This is a genomic window from Providencia sp. NPDC089933 (assembly GCF_049545585.1).
Classification (GTDB): domain Bacteria; phylum Pseudomonadota; class Gammaproteobacteria; order Enterobacterales; family Enterobacteriaceae; genus Providencia; species Providencia huashanensis.
Genome location: NZ_JBMWDT010000011.1, coordinates 77,586 through 96,407, shown reverse-complemented (window position 1 = coordinate 96,407; position 18,822 = coordinate 77,586). Strand labels below are relative to the sequence as shown.

Sequence of the window (18,822 nt, the reverse complement as noted above, 5' to 3'; positions counted from 1 at the left end):
ATAGTGCTCAATCCTGAGCACTATCCACTGACTGCTAACTTTATACATTGATTGCCTTTTTCATTTTTTACTCTTACGCCTCCTAATATTATCCGTTAGGATAAAACAAAAAAGGAGCGTGCAATGACCACTCAGTTTTATAGTTATCAACCCACAAAAGGCCACGGGCTTCCTCATGACCCTATCCCATCGCTCATTGGCCCCCGACCAATTGGTTGGATTTCAACTTGTGATAGCCAAGGAAGAACAAACCTCGCACCTTACAGTTTTTTCAATATTTTCAACTACTCCCCTCCAATATTGGCATTTTCAAGTGTTGGTAAAAAAGATTCCGTCACCAATGCGATTGAAACGGGAGAATTTGTTTATAACCTCGCAACACTGGCGCTTGGTGAACAAGTGAATATGAGTAGCGCGACTCTGGCACGTGGTGAAAGCGAATTTGCCTTAACCCAACTATCAACATTACCATCCACATTAGTTTCTCCTCCACGTATTGCACAAACACCCGTATCAATGGAATGCATTGTCACTCAATATCAACAACTTAAACGGGCTGATGGCCAACTGTTAGATACTTGGATGGTAATGGGGGAGGTCGTGATGGTGCATATTGATGAATCAGCCCTACAAGATGGACTATATGACTGTGCAGGGCAAAAACCTCTGCTACGAGCAGGTGGCCCAGCAGATTATTATTGGATAGAACAACAGCAGAACCTAAAAATGTATCGCCCTAAATAACTTAAAATTAGAGTGGTCAATATTGTCTGGCTATTAACCACGTTAGTCCCTTCCCTTTATCAGTAGAACTTACACACTAGTTGCTCACTGCTATCTGGATAGGAAAAGTGCGCCGTAATTAAGTCAAACTGTGCTTCAGAGGTTTGAAATGGGTTTTCCCCTGTTAAATTACGCGCTGCTAACCTTGCTTTACACTTTTGATTATCAACGTTTAATACATGAAAAACATAAGATGCACCAGATGATTGCGCTAAAGATTTCAACCATTGGCGCTGGGTAGGCGTGTTTGCAGGGAAATCCATCACGACGGTATTACCCGCAGCAACAAGGTGCTGAATATGCTTTTCTAGCACTTTTTTCACTAAAGCACTTTTTTCAATATAATCAGATAGTTCTTTAATTTCATTAGGATATAGTGCAGAAAGCCATTCGTCTTCGCACAATAAAATAGTACGAGGTTGTTGCGATAGTGTTTTCGCTAAGGTGGATTTGCCTGATGCGATTTTCCCACAAAGAAAATGCAACTGGGGTTCACTATTAGGGTTACCAAATTCACTACGACGAATCCATTGACCATGCTCATCTTGGCGAAAGCCCTTATTGTCATTCACATGGGAAATAAAAATAGCTTCATCCCATAGTAAGTTCAGTTCTCTTTCCGTCAGTTGATATTTTTTTATCACGCTATTCCTTTTGAGCTAAAAATGGCCCAAGTTTTTACTTGGGCCATTTAAATTAATGCTTTCCTTTTTTATGATGATTAAGAGTTTCTTCTTTTAAATCAAGTTCATCACGTAAACGATGGTAAACACGTTCATTGATATTTTTATTTTTGCGCATTAGGTAAAGCGCTTCACGTTTGGCTTTGAGCGCCGATTTAGACATATCGCGCTCCATTTCAATCATTCTATGTAAATCATAAACATCCGATTCACTTTCATCTGAATTATCAAGTCGCCTACCGTAGATTTCGAGTAGTTGAGCACCAACTTCAGTTCGCATCGCGATTTCATCCACATCTTCTGAAGGGTGGTTCATTAGGTCACGTAAATGTGCCATTGCAGCTTCGTTTAATGCTAAACGAGCACGAATTTCGTCGTTATCGTACGGTAAATCCTGTACTAAGCCTTTGGTCAAAATTGGCAAGGCAATGCTGGCAATTAATAGTGAACATAAAATCACCCCCATTGCTAAGAAAATAGCCACATCACGATTTGGAAATAAGGAACCATCTGGCATCAATAAAGGTAACGTTAAAATACCGGCTAACGTAATCGCTCCACGCACACCCGCTGTCGCCATTACTGCCATCATACGAATATGCATAACATCTGCTTCTTTACCGCGACGGCGTTTATGGAAGACTGTTAAAGTCATCGAGATCCACACCCAAGTAAAACGCAGAATCGCCAATGCAATTGTGATCACAGCAACATACACAAACAACATCCAAGGGTGGCTAGCACCTGCGGCTTCTGCAACTTCAGGCATATTGGTCCACATACCAGGCAACTGTTCGCCAAGTAAAATGAAAATCATCCCGTTTAATGCAGTTTGAACGGTATCCCAAACCGCTTTACTTTGCATACGAGTCGCTGCTTGCATTCGGCCTGCTATTTTCTCATAGTGCATCGCAATACCGGCAACAACCGCAGCTAAAATACCGGAAACATGCAGATGCTCTGCCAGTAAGTAAGCAGTAAATGGCATTAGCAAGCTAATCATTATCTGAATTGCCGGCTCTTCCCCTGTGCGTTTAACTAAGAATTGATTTAGCCAACCAATCGCCCACGCAACTAGCAGGCCTATTAAAATCCCACCAAATGCCACAAGTACAAACTGCCCAGCCGCAGAAGCTAGTGAGAATGTCCCAGTTAACGCCGCTACAACCGCAAAGCTAAAACAGACTAATCCAGTAGCATCATTCAGTAATGATTCCCCCTCAAGGATATGCGCCATACGTGAAGGCAATGGGGAGTTCACTGTCATTGCTGACACTGAAACTGGGTCCGTAGGGGACAAAATAGCAGCTAACGCGAATGCGACGGCTAATGAAATGGCAGGGATTAACCAATGAATAAAAAAGCCCATACCAATAACGGTGACAACAACTAAACCTATGGCTAGCGACATTATCGGTTTAATTTCTTGAAATAAGGCTTCTTTAGGGATACGCCATCCATCAAGGAATAATAAAGGAGGAATAAATAAAAATAGAAATAGATGAGGTTCAAATTCAACGGTAAAACCGTATAAAGACAAGCCAGCCCCTAGTGCTATCTGGATCAGGGGTAATGGAATAATATCTTTGAGCAGTCGTGAAACAAAAACGCTCACAACAACGGCTAATAAAAAAACGAGTACAAGTGTCACTACTGACATTGATTGCTCCATGTTTAGCTAATCATTAATTATCAGTAATGCAGTAAATAGATAAATTGAATCAATGTAAAGTAACTATTAATTATCAGATACAAAAAAAATAAAATTGGGAAATCGCCTAACAATCATTACGTTACAATTTTATTATTTTTTATCCCACCTCTTAATATCGCTAATTATCTATTTGATAGATAAAAATAAAAAATGCACACCATAATAAGTTAAGTATTAATATAGAAAATATACCTAAACCATCATTATTAGACTATTGACTGTTCTTTTAAAGATACTTTGTTTATTCACTAGTTTTATCTGTATGACGTTTATCTATATTGTTCCCCTCAAAACTATGGCGCTCAATCAGCTCCCGCAATATTTGCTTAAGCATTTTACTTTTACGAACACCTAGCGGTGCTAAAACAGCTTCTTCATGCTGCTGTGCTGCGATAAGGAGATCATCAACTAATGACATCCCGCTCGATGTCACGCTAACTAATGTTATTCGTTTATCACTACCATTATGGTTATTATGGCGGATCACATGCCCTTGCTGTTCAAGTCGTTGTAGCACACGTGTAATTGTTGGCTGCTTACTCACTGTTTTTTGCGAAAGCTCAGTGATCCCCATAGACCCATTACCTGCTAATGTGGATAACACCCGCCATTCCAATACAGAAAGCCCTTTGGTTTCCACGGTCGCGTGAAACTCTGAAGAGACCAGCATCCAAGCCTGCCCAAGCAGGGCAGGCAAATAATGATCAACAAAAATTTTTGAATCTGGCATTTGCTCCCCTTGATAAGCACTATGCATTAAATCACCGCCCCTCAAAGAGTAACAGAAAAGAGCAATAATTCAGCTAAAACTTACCATTTAGCAATGAACCAAACCCACTAATACCAGTCTCTAAACCCAACTTTTTCAACATCATATACGTGGTAGCCACCGAAGACGATAATACGGGTAGCCCTACGCGGTCTTCAATAAGCTGTATTGACGGTAACGAAGGCATCTGTACACAAGCGGAAGCCACAATAGCATCCACTTGCGTATTCAATTTTTTGGTGATTTCAACGGGAGCTAGCGGGTTTTGCCGCCCCACATCCAAGTTATCAGGGATTTCTAGTGAAATGCTATCCACCACTTCAATGCCTTCATTTTCTATGTAATCAATCACTAACTGTGTGAGAGGTTTCATATAGGGCGTTAAGATAGACACTTTTTTTGCCCCAATAGCTTGTAACCCTTCCACTAATGCCCCTGCACTAGTTACAACTGGAGCTGGATGGCCATTATCCATGGTACGTTGAAATAAGCGTTTTTCAGAGACCCGATGGTAACCGTTCCCCATGCTCATGATCGCCACTAGGCAAGCATATCCCAGCACATCTACAGCAGCATCTGACAATTCAAGTGCGCAGCGGTCGCTATCTGAATCCATTTTTGCCAATTCGTCTTTGGTGACTTTTTGCATCCTCATACGGCTTGAGTGGAAAGTAAAACGCTCAGCAAATAGAGCTTCCCTAGCCCGTAATATAGCCGGGATCTCCGTTTCCATCGTGGTGTTGGATGAAGGTACAATTTGCCCGATCCGATATGTTCGCACTAAATTCATTGCCCTACCCCCCCAAACGGTTCTTCTGAGCTGGGAAAAACATTTAATTCATCGATATCTTGCCCTTGGTGATTAAAGCGTGCAGCAGTCAGCGGGCGACGATTTACCTGTAAATCAAAAATATCAAACCGATTATAGTGCCCAGTAATATCATGCATTTGCCGTGGCTGAATACAACGATTCAAATCAATCTCACCATACACAATGCCTTCTTTGTCAACCAATGGTTCACCAATCACCCGCCCATCAGGGCCGATAATGCCAGAAAAAGCACTATTAGGCCGCGCCAGTAAGTCACGGGCTTCTGGATGAGAGGCAGACATCGCCTCAATAATTTCCTCTGATACTGTTGAGCAAGCAATAATGGTGAATACTTTGCCTTCAAAACAGTGTGCAGAAGCGCGCAGACGAATAGCATCCGCCATATCGTAATCTTTTGGCGCAACGGGTAAAGCAATATAGCTGGCGATATGCACTAATTCCCCTTGGGCTAATAAAGCAAACCTCGCTAAGGTATTGGTATTTTCCCCACACGCTAGGGCCCCCAATGGCCCAATACTCGTTTGGTGCACTTTTAATGAAGAGGCATCCCCATTGGCCCACGTCAGTTTTTCCGCCCATGTCGGTACCAGTTTGCGATGACGGCCTAAAATTTGCCCCTCATCCGAAATGGTGACTAATGTATTGTACAAAGTCGCGATGCCTGTAGGGCTGCGCTCATTGACCCCAATAACAACGTTAATGTGATGGCGTGCCGCAGCTTGCGCGACTTTTTGAATTTCCGGCCCCGGAACTTCGATTGCCGATTTACACAGTTTTTCAAACCACGGACTGCCGTCAATTGGGTTCATTACCCAACTCCAATACGGATAGCCTGCAATAAAAACCTCTGGAAAAGCCACTAATTTTGCACCGTTATCTGCGGCTTCCTCAATTAACCGACACACTTTATCCACAGTTGCGTCAGTGTCTAAAAAGACAGGAGCCGCCTGTACTGCTGCTGCTTTAAAACATTGAAGTTCTAACATGCTTCCCCCTTACACTGACACAACCGGATGACGCAATTCACCAATGTGTTCAACATAGGCCTCTATCACATCCCCCGGCCAAACCCACTCTTGAGGAGAACGCCCCGCACCAACCCCCTCAGGCGTCCCAGTAGCAATAATATCCCCTGGCTCTAACGTAATACCTTGGCTGATATCTTCAATCAATGTATTCACATTGAATAACATATGACGGGTGTTTGAATCCTGTTTGGTCACACCATTCACTTTTAAGTTCAGGTTTAAATTATGGGGATCAGGGATTTCATCAGCAGTTACAATACATGGGCCAAACGGTGCATAAGTGTCTTGCCCTTTAGAGTAAATCCATTGCCCAGCACGGCGGCAATCACGCGCACTCATATCTATCATCAAGCTATAACCAAATACATAATTGAGGGCATCTTTAGCTGCAACCCTTTTCGCACGAGTCCCAATGACCACAGCAAGTTCGACCTCCCAATCTAATTGTTGGGTGATCTGCCCGTTATGTTCGATAGCATCTCCAGGGCCAATTACGGTCGTTGGCGGTTTAGAAAAAATAACCGGTTGTTTAGGCAATTCTTTCGAAGTATCTAAAGTACGACTGGATTCAGCAACATGCTCTACATAATTTAAACCTATGCCAAAAATATTTTTACGCGGACGAGGAATAGGCGCTAAAATTTTCACATTTTGCATTGGCCATGCCGTACCCGCAGGAAATAACCCTTGGTAGATATTAAGCAACTCAGTACCCACGCGTACGCCTTGAGGGCCTAAATCAATAAAATCCAACATATTATCTGGTAGATATTGCCCCTGTTCTTCAGCTAGACGAGCTAAATCCACGACTTGCTGGTCAACAATAGCCCCTAAACGAGCAGCGGCAGTTACATCAGAACGGTAAGTTATTAAGCGCATATGATTTCTCCTTGAGTGCCACTTAGAATTGCACTCAGTTTCACGTAAAATTAGTTAATTAAAACCAGACAAAATTGTTATCAATAACTCAGCCTGTTAAGAGGCCACCTTTTGGTGCCCATCGTTATCTACTAAGGCTTCTTCGTAATACAGGCCTAAAGACTGCATCACGGGTAAATCATTAAAACAAAACAGACATGCGTCATCCGTTTGTGAAATATTGACGTGTTCATGGAACATCCACGACGGTACGCAGAAAATGTCACGCTCTTGCCAATCAAAGCGCTGGCCATTAATCACTGAATAACCTTGGCCTTTCGCAACTTGATAAATAAAGCTCCCCGTATGGCGATGGGCTTTGCCCACAAACCCCGGTCGTAGCAATTGCATACTAGCCCCAATTGTCGGCATCACTGCCCCTCCCGTTAATGGGTTGGTGTAGTGCATCAAAATGTCATCAAATACCGAGCCATCCGCGACTTTTGCCGCACGACGTAATGCATCGTAAGTTGGCCCCCATTGGTATTTAAATAATGGGGAATACGGTTTATCCCAGCCGATATCATGTGGCCTTAACGCAGTGCCGCCCCACATGCCAACAGGGTAATCAAGTGGGCGTGTCTGTACTTGGTGTAAATCAGGGTGAACTTTATAGAAACCGGCTTCCATGGCATTAACTAATGGAATATCAAGGCCATCTTGCCAAATGCACGGTAAACCATCTTCCGCTACCCCATGCTCATGCCATGTGCCGTTAGGTGTGAGTACAAAGTCGTTAGCTTCTAGCATCATTTTCTGCCCTTCTACGATGGTATAAGCACCACGACCTTCCATAATAAAACGCAACGCCGAAGAGGAATGAGCATGAGCAGAAGCGGCTTCTCCGGGATGCATGACTTGCAGACCGGAATACAACCACCCCACGGCGGCCGCCACATCTTGACGACCGGGGTTATTCAGGTAAATCACACGACGCCCTGCTTTTTCTGGGGTCACTAATTCCACCGAACGCAACACATGCTCACGTAGGTCACGGTAACGCCACAAAACTGGCACAGAACTAGACTGAGGTTGCCACGGCTCTATTTTGTTTGCGACTGTCCATAAAGCGCCAGTTTTTAGTGCATCCAGTTGTTGGTAATACGCGACAAGTTCAGGGGTGTCAGCTACATCAGCTCGACCCGCCACATTTTCACGATATTGGTCATGGGACTGTGTTCTCATGCTATTTTCCTCTTCATTTGCCAACGCTCTTAGCGTGACCTCAACGATTGGGTAAGCTGTTGGCGCCCGTATTCATACGCTGCTGGCCACTGTGTTTCCCAGCCATAGCGAGCACATTCATGTAATAACCATGCTGGGTCAGATAACAATGGACGCGACAATGCACATAAATCTGCCCGCCCTGCTGCGATAATGCTGTTAACTTGGTCAGCGTCGGTGATCGCCCCAACGGCGATCACCGGGACCCCGGCTTCGTTACGAATGCGGTCAGCCATTGGTGTCTGGTACATCCGGCCATACACCGGCTGCTGTTGCGGCGAAACCTCCCCTGAAGAACAATCCACCATGTCGACTCCCACTTGTTTCATCGCACGAGCAATTTGCACCGCATCATCTACAGTGGTCCCCCCGTCTACCCAGTCGGTACTGGAAAGACGTACTGACAATGGTTTTGACCACACTTGGCGTACTGCGCTGATCACTGCCAATGGAAAACGCAGGCGATTTTCTAACACCCCGCCATACACATCGGTACGTTGGTTGGTTAATGGAGAAATAAAGCTCGACAGTAAATAACCATGACCAGCTTGTAATTCAAGCCAATCAAACCCTGCTGCCTCAGCACGCTTGGCAGCAGCGACAAATTGGTTAGTTATTATTGCCATTTGTGCTTCAGTAAGTTCTGCCGGTGTTTGTGAAATATTGGGTAAATACGGTAGAGCAGAAGCAGAAACTAGTGGCCAGTTCCCTTCTTTCAGAGGGTGATTTTCATTTTCCCAACCACGCTGAGTTGACCCTCGACGCCCTGCATGACCCAATTGAATACCAATTTTGGCACTGGTATTTTGATGTATAAAAGTCGTTATGCGCTGCCAAGCCGAGACTTGCTCGTCATTCCATAACCCAGCACACCCCTCAGTGACACGTGCATCTGGGGCGATAGCCGTCATTTCTGCCATGACTAACCCTATTCCTCCTAACGCACGGCTCCCTAGGTGTACCAAATGGAAGTCTTCAACCACGCCTTGATTGGCGCTGTATAATAAGGTCGGTGAAGCCACCACACGGTTACTCAAGGTAACCCCACGTAACTGATAAGGTGTCAGCATTGGCGGTATATTGACTGGCGGTGTGACACCCGCTTGCGCAGCGAACCACTGTTCGTATTTTTCCAGCCAAGGAGTATCACGAACACGCAAATTTTCATGGGAAATACGTTGAGAGCGCGTTAACAAAGAATAAGCAAACTGCTCGGGAGCAAGGTTTTCATAGCGGCTAACATTTTCGAACCACTCGGTGGAATTACGCGCCGCATTCTGAATTTTCAGGACTTCCACGCTACGTACTTGCTGATAATGTGCTAGCCCATTGCGTAAATCACCTTTTGCAGTTTTCAGGCTTTCACACAGCTCAATCGCATCTTCTAAGGCTAATTTGGTGCCTGAACCGATAGAAAAGTGCGCAGTGTGAGCCGCATCCCCCATTAACACGATAGGTACATCTTTCCCTGATGTTGGTTGAGTCCAGTGTACCCAGTTATCACAAATGACCCGCGGGAAACGGATCCAAATTGCTGCGCCACGTAAATGCGCAGCATTAGCCATCAATTTTTCCCCTTCAAGCCATGGAGCAAACAAGTTTTCACAGTAGGTAATCCCATCTTCTTGCGACATCTGGTCAATACCTGCTTTTAGCCAAGTTTCTTCTGTCGTTTCAACGATAAAGGTTGATAACCCTTCTTGAAATTGATAGGCATGAACTTGGAACCAACCGTGTTCATTTTCGGCGAATAGGAAGGTAAATGCATCGAAAATCTTTTTAGTACCTAACCAAACAAAACGGCAACGACGCGGGTCAATATCTGGTTTAAATACCTCTTCATAACGCGTACGTACCGCGCTGTTAATACCATCGGATGCAATGACTAAATCGGCTTGGTACTGACGGGCGATGTCTTGATCGTCCGTGACTTGAGTTTCGAATACTAGCTCGACACCTAGTTCAAGGCAGCGGTCTTGCAAGATATTGAGTAATTTTTTACGCCCTATACCAATAAAGCCATGCCCCCCACTGCGGTGGCAAGTCCCTTTGAAATGCACATCAATGTCATCCCAGTGACTGAATTCCGCAGCAATGGTCTCTGCCGACTCAGGGTCTGCACGGCGTAAGTTATGCAGTGTTGCATCTGAAAATACGACCCCCCACCCAAAAGTGTCATATGGCCGATTGCGTTCCACTACCACAACCCGATTTTGAGGATTTTGCCGTTTCATCAGTAACCCAAAGTACAAGCCTGCAGGCCCACCACCAATACATACAATATTCATCATATTTCCCCTTTTGCGCTTACGGGTTGTTGAGCAGTTAACGCCTGATACAGAATGTCGGGTATAGGAATAGCTTGATGTGTCACTAGCGAGGTGGTGACATAAGTTTGTGTCACTTGCATGCGTAATTCCCCCTCTCGCCCTATGCAGCGCTGACGTAAGGTCAAAGATTTGCTACCAATACGTTCGACATGAAGCTCTAGCATCACTTCATCCCCCATACGGCTAATCGCGGTAAACTCAGCGTCTAAGTGCACGGTCGGCAACCCAAACCGTTGTTCAAGGATATAACCGGCAAACCCTTGAGGAATGAGTTCATCAAACCAGTGTTCAAGTAGGTTGTTAAACATCACAAAATACTGGGGATAAAAAACGATCCCAGCAGGGTCACACTGCGAAAAATGAATTTTATGTGGTCTAGAAAATTTCAGTAAGCTCATGATTTACCCTTAATTTATAGCCAGCCGTTGGCGACATTTTTCTAATTCTTTTCCATGTTCATCAGCCAATGCAGCTTCACGCAGTTCCCGCAAATTAATTGGCGCTAACTTGCTACCCTGCTGGGCAACGATATCCATTAATATTTGGAAATTACGCAACCCTCGAGCATGTGTATCGCTATACCCCTTAACCACACGCTGGCACTGCGTAATTTCTGCAGCTAGTGCAGGGTTGGTTTGTGCAGCCTGAGCCACTAGCTCTAGCCACTTTTCAATCCGTTGTGTTTCAAGTTGATAACGTAACGTCGAACGCCGTCCTTTTCGCCAAGCAGCTAATAGATACAACTGTAAAAAGCCAAAGAAAGAACTGGTAGTGATGGTGCGCCCTTTTTCTGTCACTTTGCGAAGCGCTTTGTGTAACCAATGTGGACGCATTAACCAGCGACCTAAATTTTTGGGAAGCGTTTCGCAGATTTCTTCAATGCGTGGATGCATAAATTCATTGATATTCAATAATTGGTTATCTTTTGCCTGTACTTCATCGCGTACTCGCGCAAATCGGCTATCACGGATTTTCAGGTCAGCCACACGGATGGTGTCCTCATAAGACATCCAAAGGGCCAAATGGCGTGCAAGTGCCCGCTGTAACCGCTCATCTTGGCCACCATTTTGCGTAAACAGGTTATTAAGGCGATTCAAGTACAACGTGGCATAAGCAGGGTCTTGGTAATCAATAAGCCGACGGATGCCTTCGGTGACCAGATAATGCACATGAGGAGAAAATTCATTTTCGACACGCGCTAGTAACGCTGAAACTTGCTTGTTTTTAGGTGTATGTATCACGTTTTGTGCTGATGGCGCTTGGTAAGGCTCTTCCGGGTGTACTGACTTTTCAGCACCTAATGCGAAAGCACGCAAGCTTGGTTTTACACCGACGCCACCACGAACAATCGTTTCCTCAAATTGCGTGCGGCTAAAGGGTAAGACCCCTGAACCAAACAACGCACCAAATAGAACCGCGCTGATGACACTGCCTGTATCCTGTGCCGCTTGTGACATATCAAAATGAATAAACTGGCGGGCAGATGAACTTGCGTGACGAATAAGTGCTTGGCTATCAACGCGCCCATCTCCCATCGCTGACTTTTCAGCAATTGAGTAAACACGGTGTGTCGAGCTGATTAAGGTCGTCCGTTCTGGTGTAACAAAACCCCGTTGAACTGCTCTGCCCGCTTCCATTAACTCAGAAGCCAGTACTACATCAACATCACCCGGCATAGGCATCAGGGCTAAAACTGGGCGTGGCGTTTGTAAGTTATCTGCGCCAGGAAATAACTCGACATAATAAATCGTCGCTCCCGTACGCTGGGCAACACCAGGTACTGAAGTTGTTTGCGCAAAATAACCATTTTCTTCGCCTAGATTGACTATCCAATCCGCAAGAACTCCGCCACCTTCACCACCCATCGCTAAAATCGCTATTTTGATGGGCTGCAATGCTATTGAGGATGAAAGCATTTATTCCCCCTTAAAAACTGAATTGTTCACGACGACGCGAATCACGACGTTGTAAATAACCAATAAACCAACCACGAATACGGTGGCATAGCTTGTCCCAGCCAGTTGGATTAGTGATAATCTGGGCTTTAAAAAATGAAGGGCATAAAACAGCGGCATGAGAAACCTCACCGCATAAGCCGCAGCCCACACAGCTATCCATTACTGTTGCAACTGGGTCAGTTCTCAATGGGTCTTGGTTGGGCTTGATGGATAAAGATGGGCACCCTGATAAACGAATACAGGAGTGATCTCCCGTACATGTATCAGGGTCGATACCGAAACGTTCACGCACGACTCGTTTACCCGCAGCAACATCAGTACGAACCTTTTTCTTTTCACGTCGCTGTTTATTCAACATACATTCGCTTTGTGCAATGAGAACTTTTGGCCCTTTCTCATCAGTAGTTAAAGCTTCACGTAATGTGTTAGTCATGGTTTTCAGGTCATAAGTGTGTTTAATGGTTTTAACCCAATTCACACCGACCCCTTTCACGGCCTTTTCGATTTCATGGCCCGTGCTACGCGTTGGGTTTAAAGCGGTTGATGAAAGAATATCTTGTCCACCCGTTGCTGATGTATAGCTGTTATCAACAACAATGGTTAAATTATCACTACGATTAAACACGCTATTCGCAATACCACTGGTTAAGCCGTTATGCCAAAAGCCGCCATCACCCATAACTGAAATAGCGCGCTTCCCTGCTTTTGCATTCAAGGCCGCAGCACCCGCACCTCCCAGCCCATATCCCATGGTGGTATTACCTAAATTAAAAGGAGGCAGTATGGAAAATAAATGGCAACCAATATCTGCACTGACATGGTGTTCACCCAATTCACGTTCAACCAGTTTCATCGCAGTAAAAATAGGCCTTTCTGGGCAGCCAGTACAAAAACCGGGTGGGCGTGCATGTACCGAGCTATCTAATGTTGGCTCTGCTGCATTCACATATTCAGGTAGAGGGTCATCAAGCTGTTGAGTGGCAATGTTAATGGTTGGAATACGGATTTGCTTTGCAGCGGCTTTAACTTGAGGCTCAATTTTTCCGTAATGTTCAAGGAAAGAACGCAAGCCAGCAAGCACAGTCGCTGTATTGTATTCACCTGCCATCGGCAACATATCCTTGCCATGTAATTCAATATCAATATTTCGTTGGCGTAGGATATTTGCTACGTTTTGCTCTACAAAGTTCGGTTGCCCTTCCTCTAGAATAAGAATGGCCTTTTTATTGCGGCAAAAACGCTCAAATTCATCATCAATTAGAGGATAGGCCACATTCATCACGTATAACGGTATTTGGCTGTTACCAAAAACATCCGCTAATCCAATTTGGTTTAAAGCGCGGATCAACGTGTTATAGCACCCCCCTTGTAATGCAATGCCCACATCTTCTGCGTCTTCAGCAAAAAATTCATTCAGCTCACGCTGTTGGATAAATTTAATTGCAGCAGGCCAACGTGCTTCAATTTTTTCTTTTTCGTGCAAGAAACTTGCTGGCGGCAAAACAATACGGCTAACGTCTCTTGTCGGGTTTTCGAGGGCATCTTTTACGGTAAATTTAGGGTGTTGATTATCAGAGCAAATGAATTGCCCATGAACATGGCAAGAGCGAATACGCATCTGTAACATGACAGGCGTATTACTCGCTTCAGAAAGATCAAACCCATCTTTTACCGCTTGAACAATAGATGGCAAATTAGGACGAGGGTCAAGTAGCCACATTTGAGACTTCATCGCGAAAGCATGGCTACGCTCTTGCATAATAGACGAACCTTCGCCGTAATCTTCCCCAACAATGATCAGTGCCCCACCCAGTACCCCGCCAGAGGCTAGGTTTGCTAGAGCATCAGAAGCGACGTTAGTACCCACAGTTGCTTTAAAAGTCACTGCTCCGCGAAGAGGATAGTTCACGGAAGCCGCTAGGGTTGCGGCCGCCGTTGCTTCACTGGCACTGTTTTCAAAACGTATTCCATACTCAGATAAAATATCTTGTGCGTCAGCAAGTACATCCATTAAGTGTGAAATAGGCGCACCTTGGTAGCCAGCAACATAAGAAACACCTGATTCCAATAGTGCTTTTGTGACAGCAAGAATGCCTTCACCACTAAACGTTTCCCCTTGCCCTTGTCGTAATTTTTCAACTTCTTGTATAAACGATCGCTCAGCCATTTTTACCTCACCCGTAAACGTCAGAACGTTTTTATCTTTTTTGTGTTTCTTTCTTGTATCCTTTTTGTTAATGAAAGGTCAATCCATGATTAATCATGGATATTAGATTTATGCAGAGAGTGGATAAGGCTTGCAGATAGGGGACAAATCGCCAATGAAAACAACTAGAAAATACTCTTTTTCAGCAAAATAACTGAAAAGAATTAACCTCAAAAAATAAATTGATGATGCAAAAAATAATATAATTGCAGTAAATAACCCCTATAAAAATAAAGGTATTAGCTATTTAATTCAACATAACAAAACTAAATAGATAATTAATTTGATAAATTCACTAACCGATAGATAAATAGAAACAACAATATGATAAATCATGAATAATTAGCTAATTAAATTATTAAAATAACGTTATATTTTATATTGTTAGCACCATCACAATAACCACATAGTTTCTATTTTTTTGCATTTTTTGGATAGTTTCTGCACGTTTTTAGCTAGGTAAGGAAAACTGTTTATGCTATGTTCAATTCACATTTGGTTAAAAAATAATTAATGAGATGTTAATTAAAAACGGAATCTAACTGCTTTTACCCTGAATAGTGGATCACTCTTCTCTTAAAAAGAAGTGTCACATCATTAATCGTATACAATAACCATTTGAATTAATTTATAAAAAATATAAAAAATGATAACAATGCAGCTAAAGATTGACCAAATATGAAATAAAGCTGAAAAATAATTTTGGAGGTACCTCCGATGTTGAGCAACTCGTGGCCCCATTCACCTGCACCTCAGATTGAAAATCAGCTCTGTTCTTCCGAGCGCTTATTGTTTACATCCGCAGATCCCGAAGAGATCAAGTCCATGGTTGGTCGGGTGATGAAGCCCCATCAGTTTCATTTACTCAACCCACATCAACGCCTTGATGCCCGTATGCATTATATTCCCATGGGGGATATTTCGCTGAGCCGTCTACGATATGGCGCTGATGTTACTATTGCTCCAGGGCAACTGCAGGACTTTTTCCTAGTACAAATGCCGTTGTCTGGCAGTGCGACCATTGAAAGTGGCGGAAAATGTATAGAGTCCACACCACAAATGGCATCGTTACTTAGCCCAGAAGAATCAACAACCATGCGTTGGAATAGCGATAACGATCAGTTTATGTTGCGTATTTCTCGCTCCTTACTAGAACGGTCTTTAGTTGGCCAGCTAGGACACACTTTAGATAAACCATTAGTTTTTCAGTTGGGTTTTGCATGGCAATCCTGTATTGCATGGCGCACCTTAATGAATTACTTAATTGAATGTGCTACACGTACACCGGATCTACTACAACATAAGTTGATCACCACACAAGTTGAGCAATTGGTTTCTGTCACTCTTCTCTCCACCCAAGGCCATAACTATACTGAAGATTCTGGAATGCGCAGAGCCACAATCCGTCCTCGCCATGTCAGGCGTGTGCAGGAATACTTAGAAGCTCATGCCCATGAACCTATTACAGTTGAGCAACTAGCCCACATTGCGGGAGTCAGTTTACGTAGCTTATATGCTGGCTTTAAAGAGTTTTTAGATATTAGCCCAATGCAATATCTACGCGATTTACGAATGGAACGGGTAAGAGCCGAACTGCTTTCTGGGGAAGCGACCAGTGTCACGGGAGTCGCATTACGTTGGGGATTTGCTCATATGGGACGTTTTAGTGCGGAATATAAACAACGATATGGTGAAACGCCGAGCCAAAGTCTGAAAAAAGCCTAAATGATGTCTTACACAAAGCCCTACATCGCTATTTTAACACGGTGTAGGGCTTTAATTTATTATACTCGTTAGAATGGAATGGCCGCTTTTAAATAAATTTGCGATCCTTCTGGGCGGTTTCTCACTTCAAAATCTTTTTCCCATTTAGCCGTAAATAACCAGCCTTGAGGGTTGGCATAACGAATGGATGGCCCTATCGAATAGGCTCGGGCTTTTCCTTGTGCTGAATTTGGCCCACTATCATTTGTTGTTTGCATAAAAGCATACCCGCCAATCCCTGCAACCCAACCATTTCCAAAGCCCCAGCCTAAGCCATAATCAGCATGAAATGCTTGGCCTGAACGTGTTTTTGTATCGTTATTACGGAAGTTAAAATCATACATCATTTTTAAATCGGCATTCACACCAACTGGGGGAATATAACTTATTGCCCAGACAGGCTGTAATGCCCAGTAATTTTTCCCCAGACTTGATGGGTCAGTTTTACTGTATTTCCCTGTTGGGGCGTAGGCATCTAACCCCACCACATAGTGTAAATCTGCCGATGGATGAAAACCTAAGGCTGGTCCAAATGTCACATCGCCAAGGCCACGGCTGTTGTCTTTCTGACCTGCTGCCTTTGCGGTAACATCCAATAATGGCACAATCGTATGGAAAGCTAAGTCACCACCAAACACTTTTTGGTCTGTCACCCAAATCAGCCTTGGCGCTAATACATTCACATTTACACTAAAACCCGGCACAGGGATTTTATCCCCTTTGTTATCGCGAATACTGTCATAATGCGCATTTCCACCATATATCAGTACATGGACACCTTGTGGTGGTAGCGCCCCTGACATAAAGTTTTCGAGACCATCGGGATAAACACCTAATCCACCACCTTCGGTAGCGACCGCACCAAATGAAAGAATACTGAGACACGAACCTGCAACAAGCCTACTGATTATTTTTGTTTTCATCATATTTCCTGCCATAGTGGGTTGTCTTACTGTGTGTGCTTTGCCTGCGATAGTACAAATCCATTGCTGATTTATTTATGTCCTACGTTTGACTGCCAATTTTTGTGCAACAAGGTAACCAGAGCCACCACCAAGCCCGGGGCCGGGATGTGTTGATGCGCCAATATGAAAGAGATTTTTTACTGCTGTTTGATGTGCTTTTGTTTGCCCCGTCGCCGCAAAAGGGCGTAACCAAAAGAATTGGTCTGGTGAGCAAGTCCCTGAGTAAGGATCACCGCCGACGAGATTGCAGTTATAGCGTTCAAGATCAGCTGGAGAAATCGCTTTACGGCCGACAATCAGTGAAGAGAACCCCGGCATAACTTGTTCTAAACGCTGCTGTATCCGATCAGCTACTGCTTCACGCACTTGCTCATTCCACTTTCCATCTTCTGGAATTGAAATTTCACCAGCACTATCACCTTTTAAGGTGCGAGGAAGCTCCTGCATTTGAACCCATAAAATCCACCCTCCATCGGGGGCCCTGCTTGGGTCAAGCGCTGTCGGCTGACCAATACCAAACGTCGGTTTATCAGGTAAGTAACCGTTATTCGCTTGGGCCACAGACAAACAAACCTGTTCCATACTTTCCGTAAAATGAACCAAAGGAACATGAAGAAGCTCAGGGTTACACCAAGGAGGAGGAGCACTCAGTGCAAAATGGATTTGCATCCCCGCACGCCCATAACGATAACCGTTTGACCTTTGCTTTATTTGTGGGGAAACATTATCAAGCAATACGCCATATAACTGAGTCGGGGTAACGTTGCATATCACGCTCTCTGAAGCGCTAATGTCCTGCCCATTAGCCCTAACCCCTGTTGCTCGGCTATTCTTCCCAAGGCCTTGAGTAATAATTTTTTCAACGTGCATCCCTGTTTTGAGCTGCCCACCATGGGCTTCGATAACCTTCGAAAACGCCTCAACAATGCGCTCGCTCCCACCTTTTACAACAGGCATACCACCAGCAACTACCGCTGCAAATGTGAGTTTCCCAATTAGCGCAGAACTCGCTTCATCAGGCCCGAACCCTGTATGTAATACCCAAGGCGCCATTAAAGCTCGGCTAAAATCATGTTGTAGCTCACGCTCAGACCAACGGCGAAAGCTTTCTATTCCAGACTTAGCAAAATCCAATAACCCATCTACACCTCGTTTGCGCCATTGCGAAAATAATAATTTCAACATGCCCGCACTGTATGGGTTTTGCCCTAATAAACCAAATGTCAGTGCTGCGTCTTGGTTAAATAGCGTCTCTGCCATTTTACGAAATGCCGTACCGTCTCCCGGTGCTAAACTATCAAGTTGCTTTGCTGCTTCAGCAATATCGCGCTTTAATGCAACAGACTGACCATCTGGCTGAACTAACCCTGTCGAATAATCACATTGGCAAAACTCTAAACCATATTTTTTTAAATAAGGTTCGAGTTCCTGATAACCGGGACTGCCTACGAATAACGAATACCAGCAAGACAGTAAGTCGTGGGTATATCCCTCAAATAAATTTTCAGTACGAATGCAGCCCCCTAAGCGGTCATTACGCTCTAGAACCAGTACTGATTTACCGCGTACCGCCAATAAGGCGGCACACATTAATGAGTTCATCCCGCTGCCAACAACAATGACTTGAGGGTGAGAGTGTGTTGTCATA

The 18,822-nt window shown here is 44.2% G+C and carries 15 protein-coding genes; 2 read left to right on the top strand and 13 right to left on the bottom strand.

Annotated features, from left to right (window positions below):
- Positions 1–123: 123 nt before the first annotated feature.
- Positions 124–744, top strand: a complete 621-nt coding sequence (locus tag ACPEH5_RS15880) for a flavin reductase family protein (RefSeq protein ID WP_129466998.1) — start codon at positions 124–126, stop codon at positions 742–744.
- Between the two features lie 59 nt (positions 745–803).
- Here ACPEH5_RS15880 and ACPEH5_RS15875 read toward each other — a convergent pair whose 3' ends face one another.
- The 11 genes from ACPEH5_RS15875 to ACPEH5_RS15825 form a co-directional block, all read right to left on the bottom strand.
- Entirely contained in the window at positions 804–1,427 is a 624-nt protein-coding gene (locus ACPEH5_RS15875) for an AAA family ATPase (RefSeq protein WP_254178395.1), read from the bottom strand.
- A 52-nt stretch (positions 1,428–1,479) separates the two neighbouring features.
- Entirely contained in the window at positions 1,480–3,126 is a 1,647-nt protein-coding gene (locus ACPEH5_RS15870) for a Na+/H+ antiporter (RefSeq protein WP_131680239.1), read from the bottom strand.
- Positions 3,127–3,421: 295 nt separating this feature from the next.
- Positions 3,422–3,910: a MarR family winged helix-turn-helix transcriptional regulator gene (locus ACPEH5_RS15865; protein ID WP_048608822.1), complete on the bottom strand. Its 489-nt coding sequence runs from the start codon at positions 3,908–3,910 to the stop codon at positions 3,422–3,424.
- Positions 3,911–3,983: 73 nt separating this feature from the next.
- Complete coding sequence (locus tag ACPEH5_RS15860) at positions 3,984–4,739, bottom strand: maleate cis-trans isomerase family protein (protein WP_166687121.1); 756 nt, start codon at positions 4,737–4,739, stop codon at positions 3,984–3,986.
- Positions 4,736–5,767 (bottom strand): carbon-nitrogen hydrolase family protein, encoded by a 1,032-nt coding sequence (locus ACPEH5_RS15855; protein WP_048608766.1) that lies wholly within the window; start codon positions 5,765–5,767, stop codon positions 4,736–4,738. The genes ACPEH5_RS15860 and ACPEH5_RS15855 overlap by 4 nt, the downstream gene beginning before the upstream one ends.
- A gap of 9 nt (positions 5,768–5,776) precedes the next feature.
- Complete coding sequence (locus tag ACPEH5_RS15850) at positions 5,777–6,688, bottom strand: fumarylacetoacetate hydrolase family protein (RefSeq protein ID WP_166687122.1); 912 nt, start codon at positions 6,686–6,688, stop codon at positions 5,777–5,779.
- Between the two features lie 96 nt (positions 6,689–6,784).
- The gene (locus ACPEH5_RS15845) at positions 6,785–7,912 is read right to left on the bottom strand and encodes a cupin domain-containing protein (protein ID WP_042848452.1); all 1,128 of its coding nucleotides are present in this window, start codon (positions 7,910–7,912) and stop codon (positions 6,785–6,787) included.
- 29 nt (positions 7,913–7,941) lie between these two features.
- Positions 7,942–10,242: a bifunctional salicylyl-CoA 5-hydroxylase/oxidoreductase gene (locus ACPEH5_RS15840; RefSeq protein ID WP_225833170.1), complete on the bottom strand. Its 2,301-nt coding sequence runs from the start codon at positions 10,240–10,242 to the stop codon at positions 7,942–7,944.
- Positions 10,239–10,679, bottom strand: coding sequence for an acyl-CoA thioesterase (locus ACPEH5_RS15835; protein WP_042848455.1), 441 nt, complete (start codon positions 10,677–10,679; stop codon positions 10,239–10,241). The genes ACPEH5_RS15840 and ACPEH5_RS15835 overlap by 4 nt, the downstream gene beginning before the upstream one ends.
- Before the next feature lie 9 nt (positions 10,680–10,688).
- Positions 10,689–12,197: an indolepyruvate oxidoreductase subunit beta family protein gene (locus ACPEH5_RS15830; protein WP_281110900.1), complete on the bottom strand. Its 1,509-nt coding sequence runs from the start codon at positions 12,195–12,197 to the stop codon at positions 10,689–10,691.
- A 10-nt stretch (positions 12,198–12,207) separates the two neighbouring features.
- The gene (locus ACPEH5_RS15825; protein WP_042848459.1) at positions 12,208–14,406 is read right to left on the bottom strand and encodes an indolepyruvate ferredoxin oxidoreductase subunit alpha; all 2,199 of its coding nucleotides are present in this window, start codon (positions 14,404–14,406) and stop codon (positions 12,208–12,210) included.
- A 756-nt stretch (positions 14,407–15,162) separates the two neighbouring features.
- On the opposite strand from ACPEH5_RS15825, the gene ACPEH5_RS15820 reads away from it, so the two are divergent.
- Entirely contained in the window at positions 15,163–16,170 is a 1,008-nt protein-coding gene (locus tag ACPEH5_RS15820) for an AraC family transcriptional regulator (RefSeq protein ID WP_042848460.1), read from the top strand.
- Positions 16,171–16,238: 68 nt separating this feature from the next.
- Here the strand turns inward: ACPEH5_RS15820 and ACPEH5_RS15815 are convergent, their stop codons facing one another.
- Together ACPEH5_RS15815 and ACPEH5_RS15810 are read right to left on the bottom strand one after the other, a co-directional pair.
- Positions 16,239–17,132 (bottom strand): SphA family protein, encoded by an 894-nt coding sequence (locus tag ACPEH5_RS15815; protein ID WP_226619005.1) that lies wholly within the window; start codon positions 17,130–17,132, stop codon positions 16,239–16,241.
- 75 nt (positions 17,133–17,207) lie between these two features.
- Positions 17,208–18,821 carry a phytoene desaturase family protein gene (locus ACPEH5_RS15810; protein WP_281110901.1) on the bottom strand — a complete coding sequence of 538 codons (1,614 nt, stop codon included), beginning with the start codon at positions 18,819–18,821 and terminating at the stop codon, positions 17,208–17,210.
- Position 18,822 lies beyond the last annotated feature (1 nt).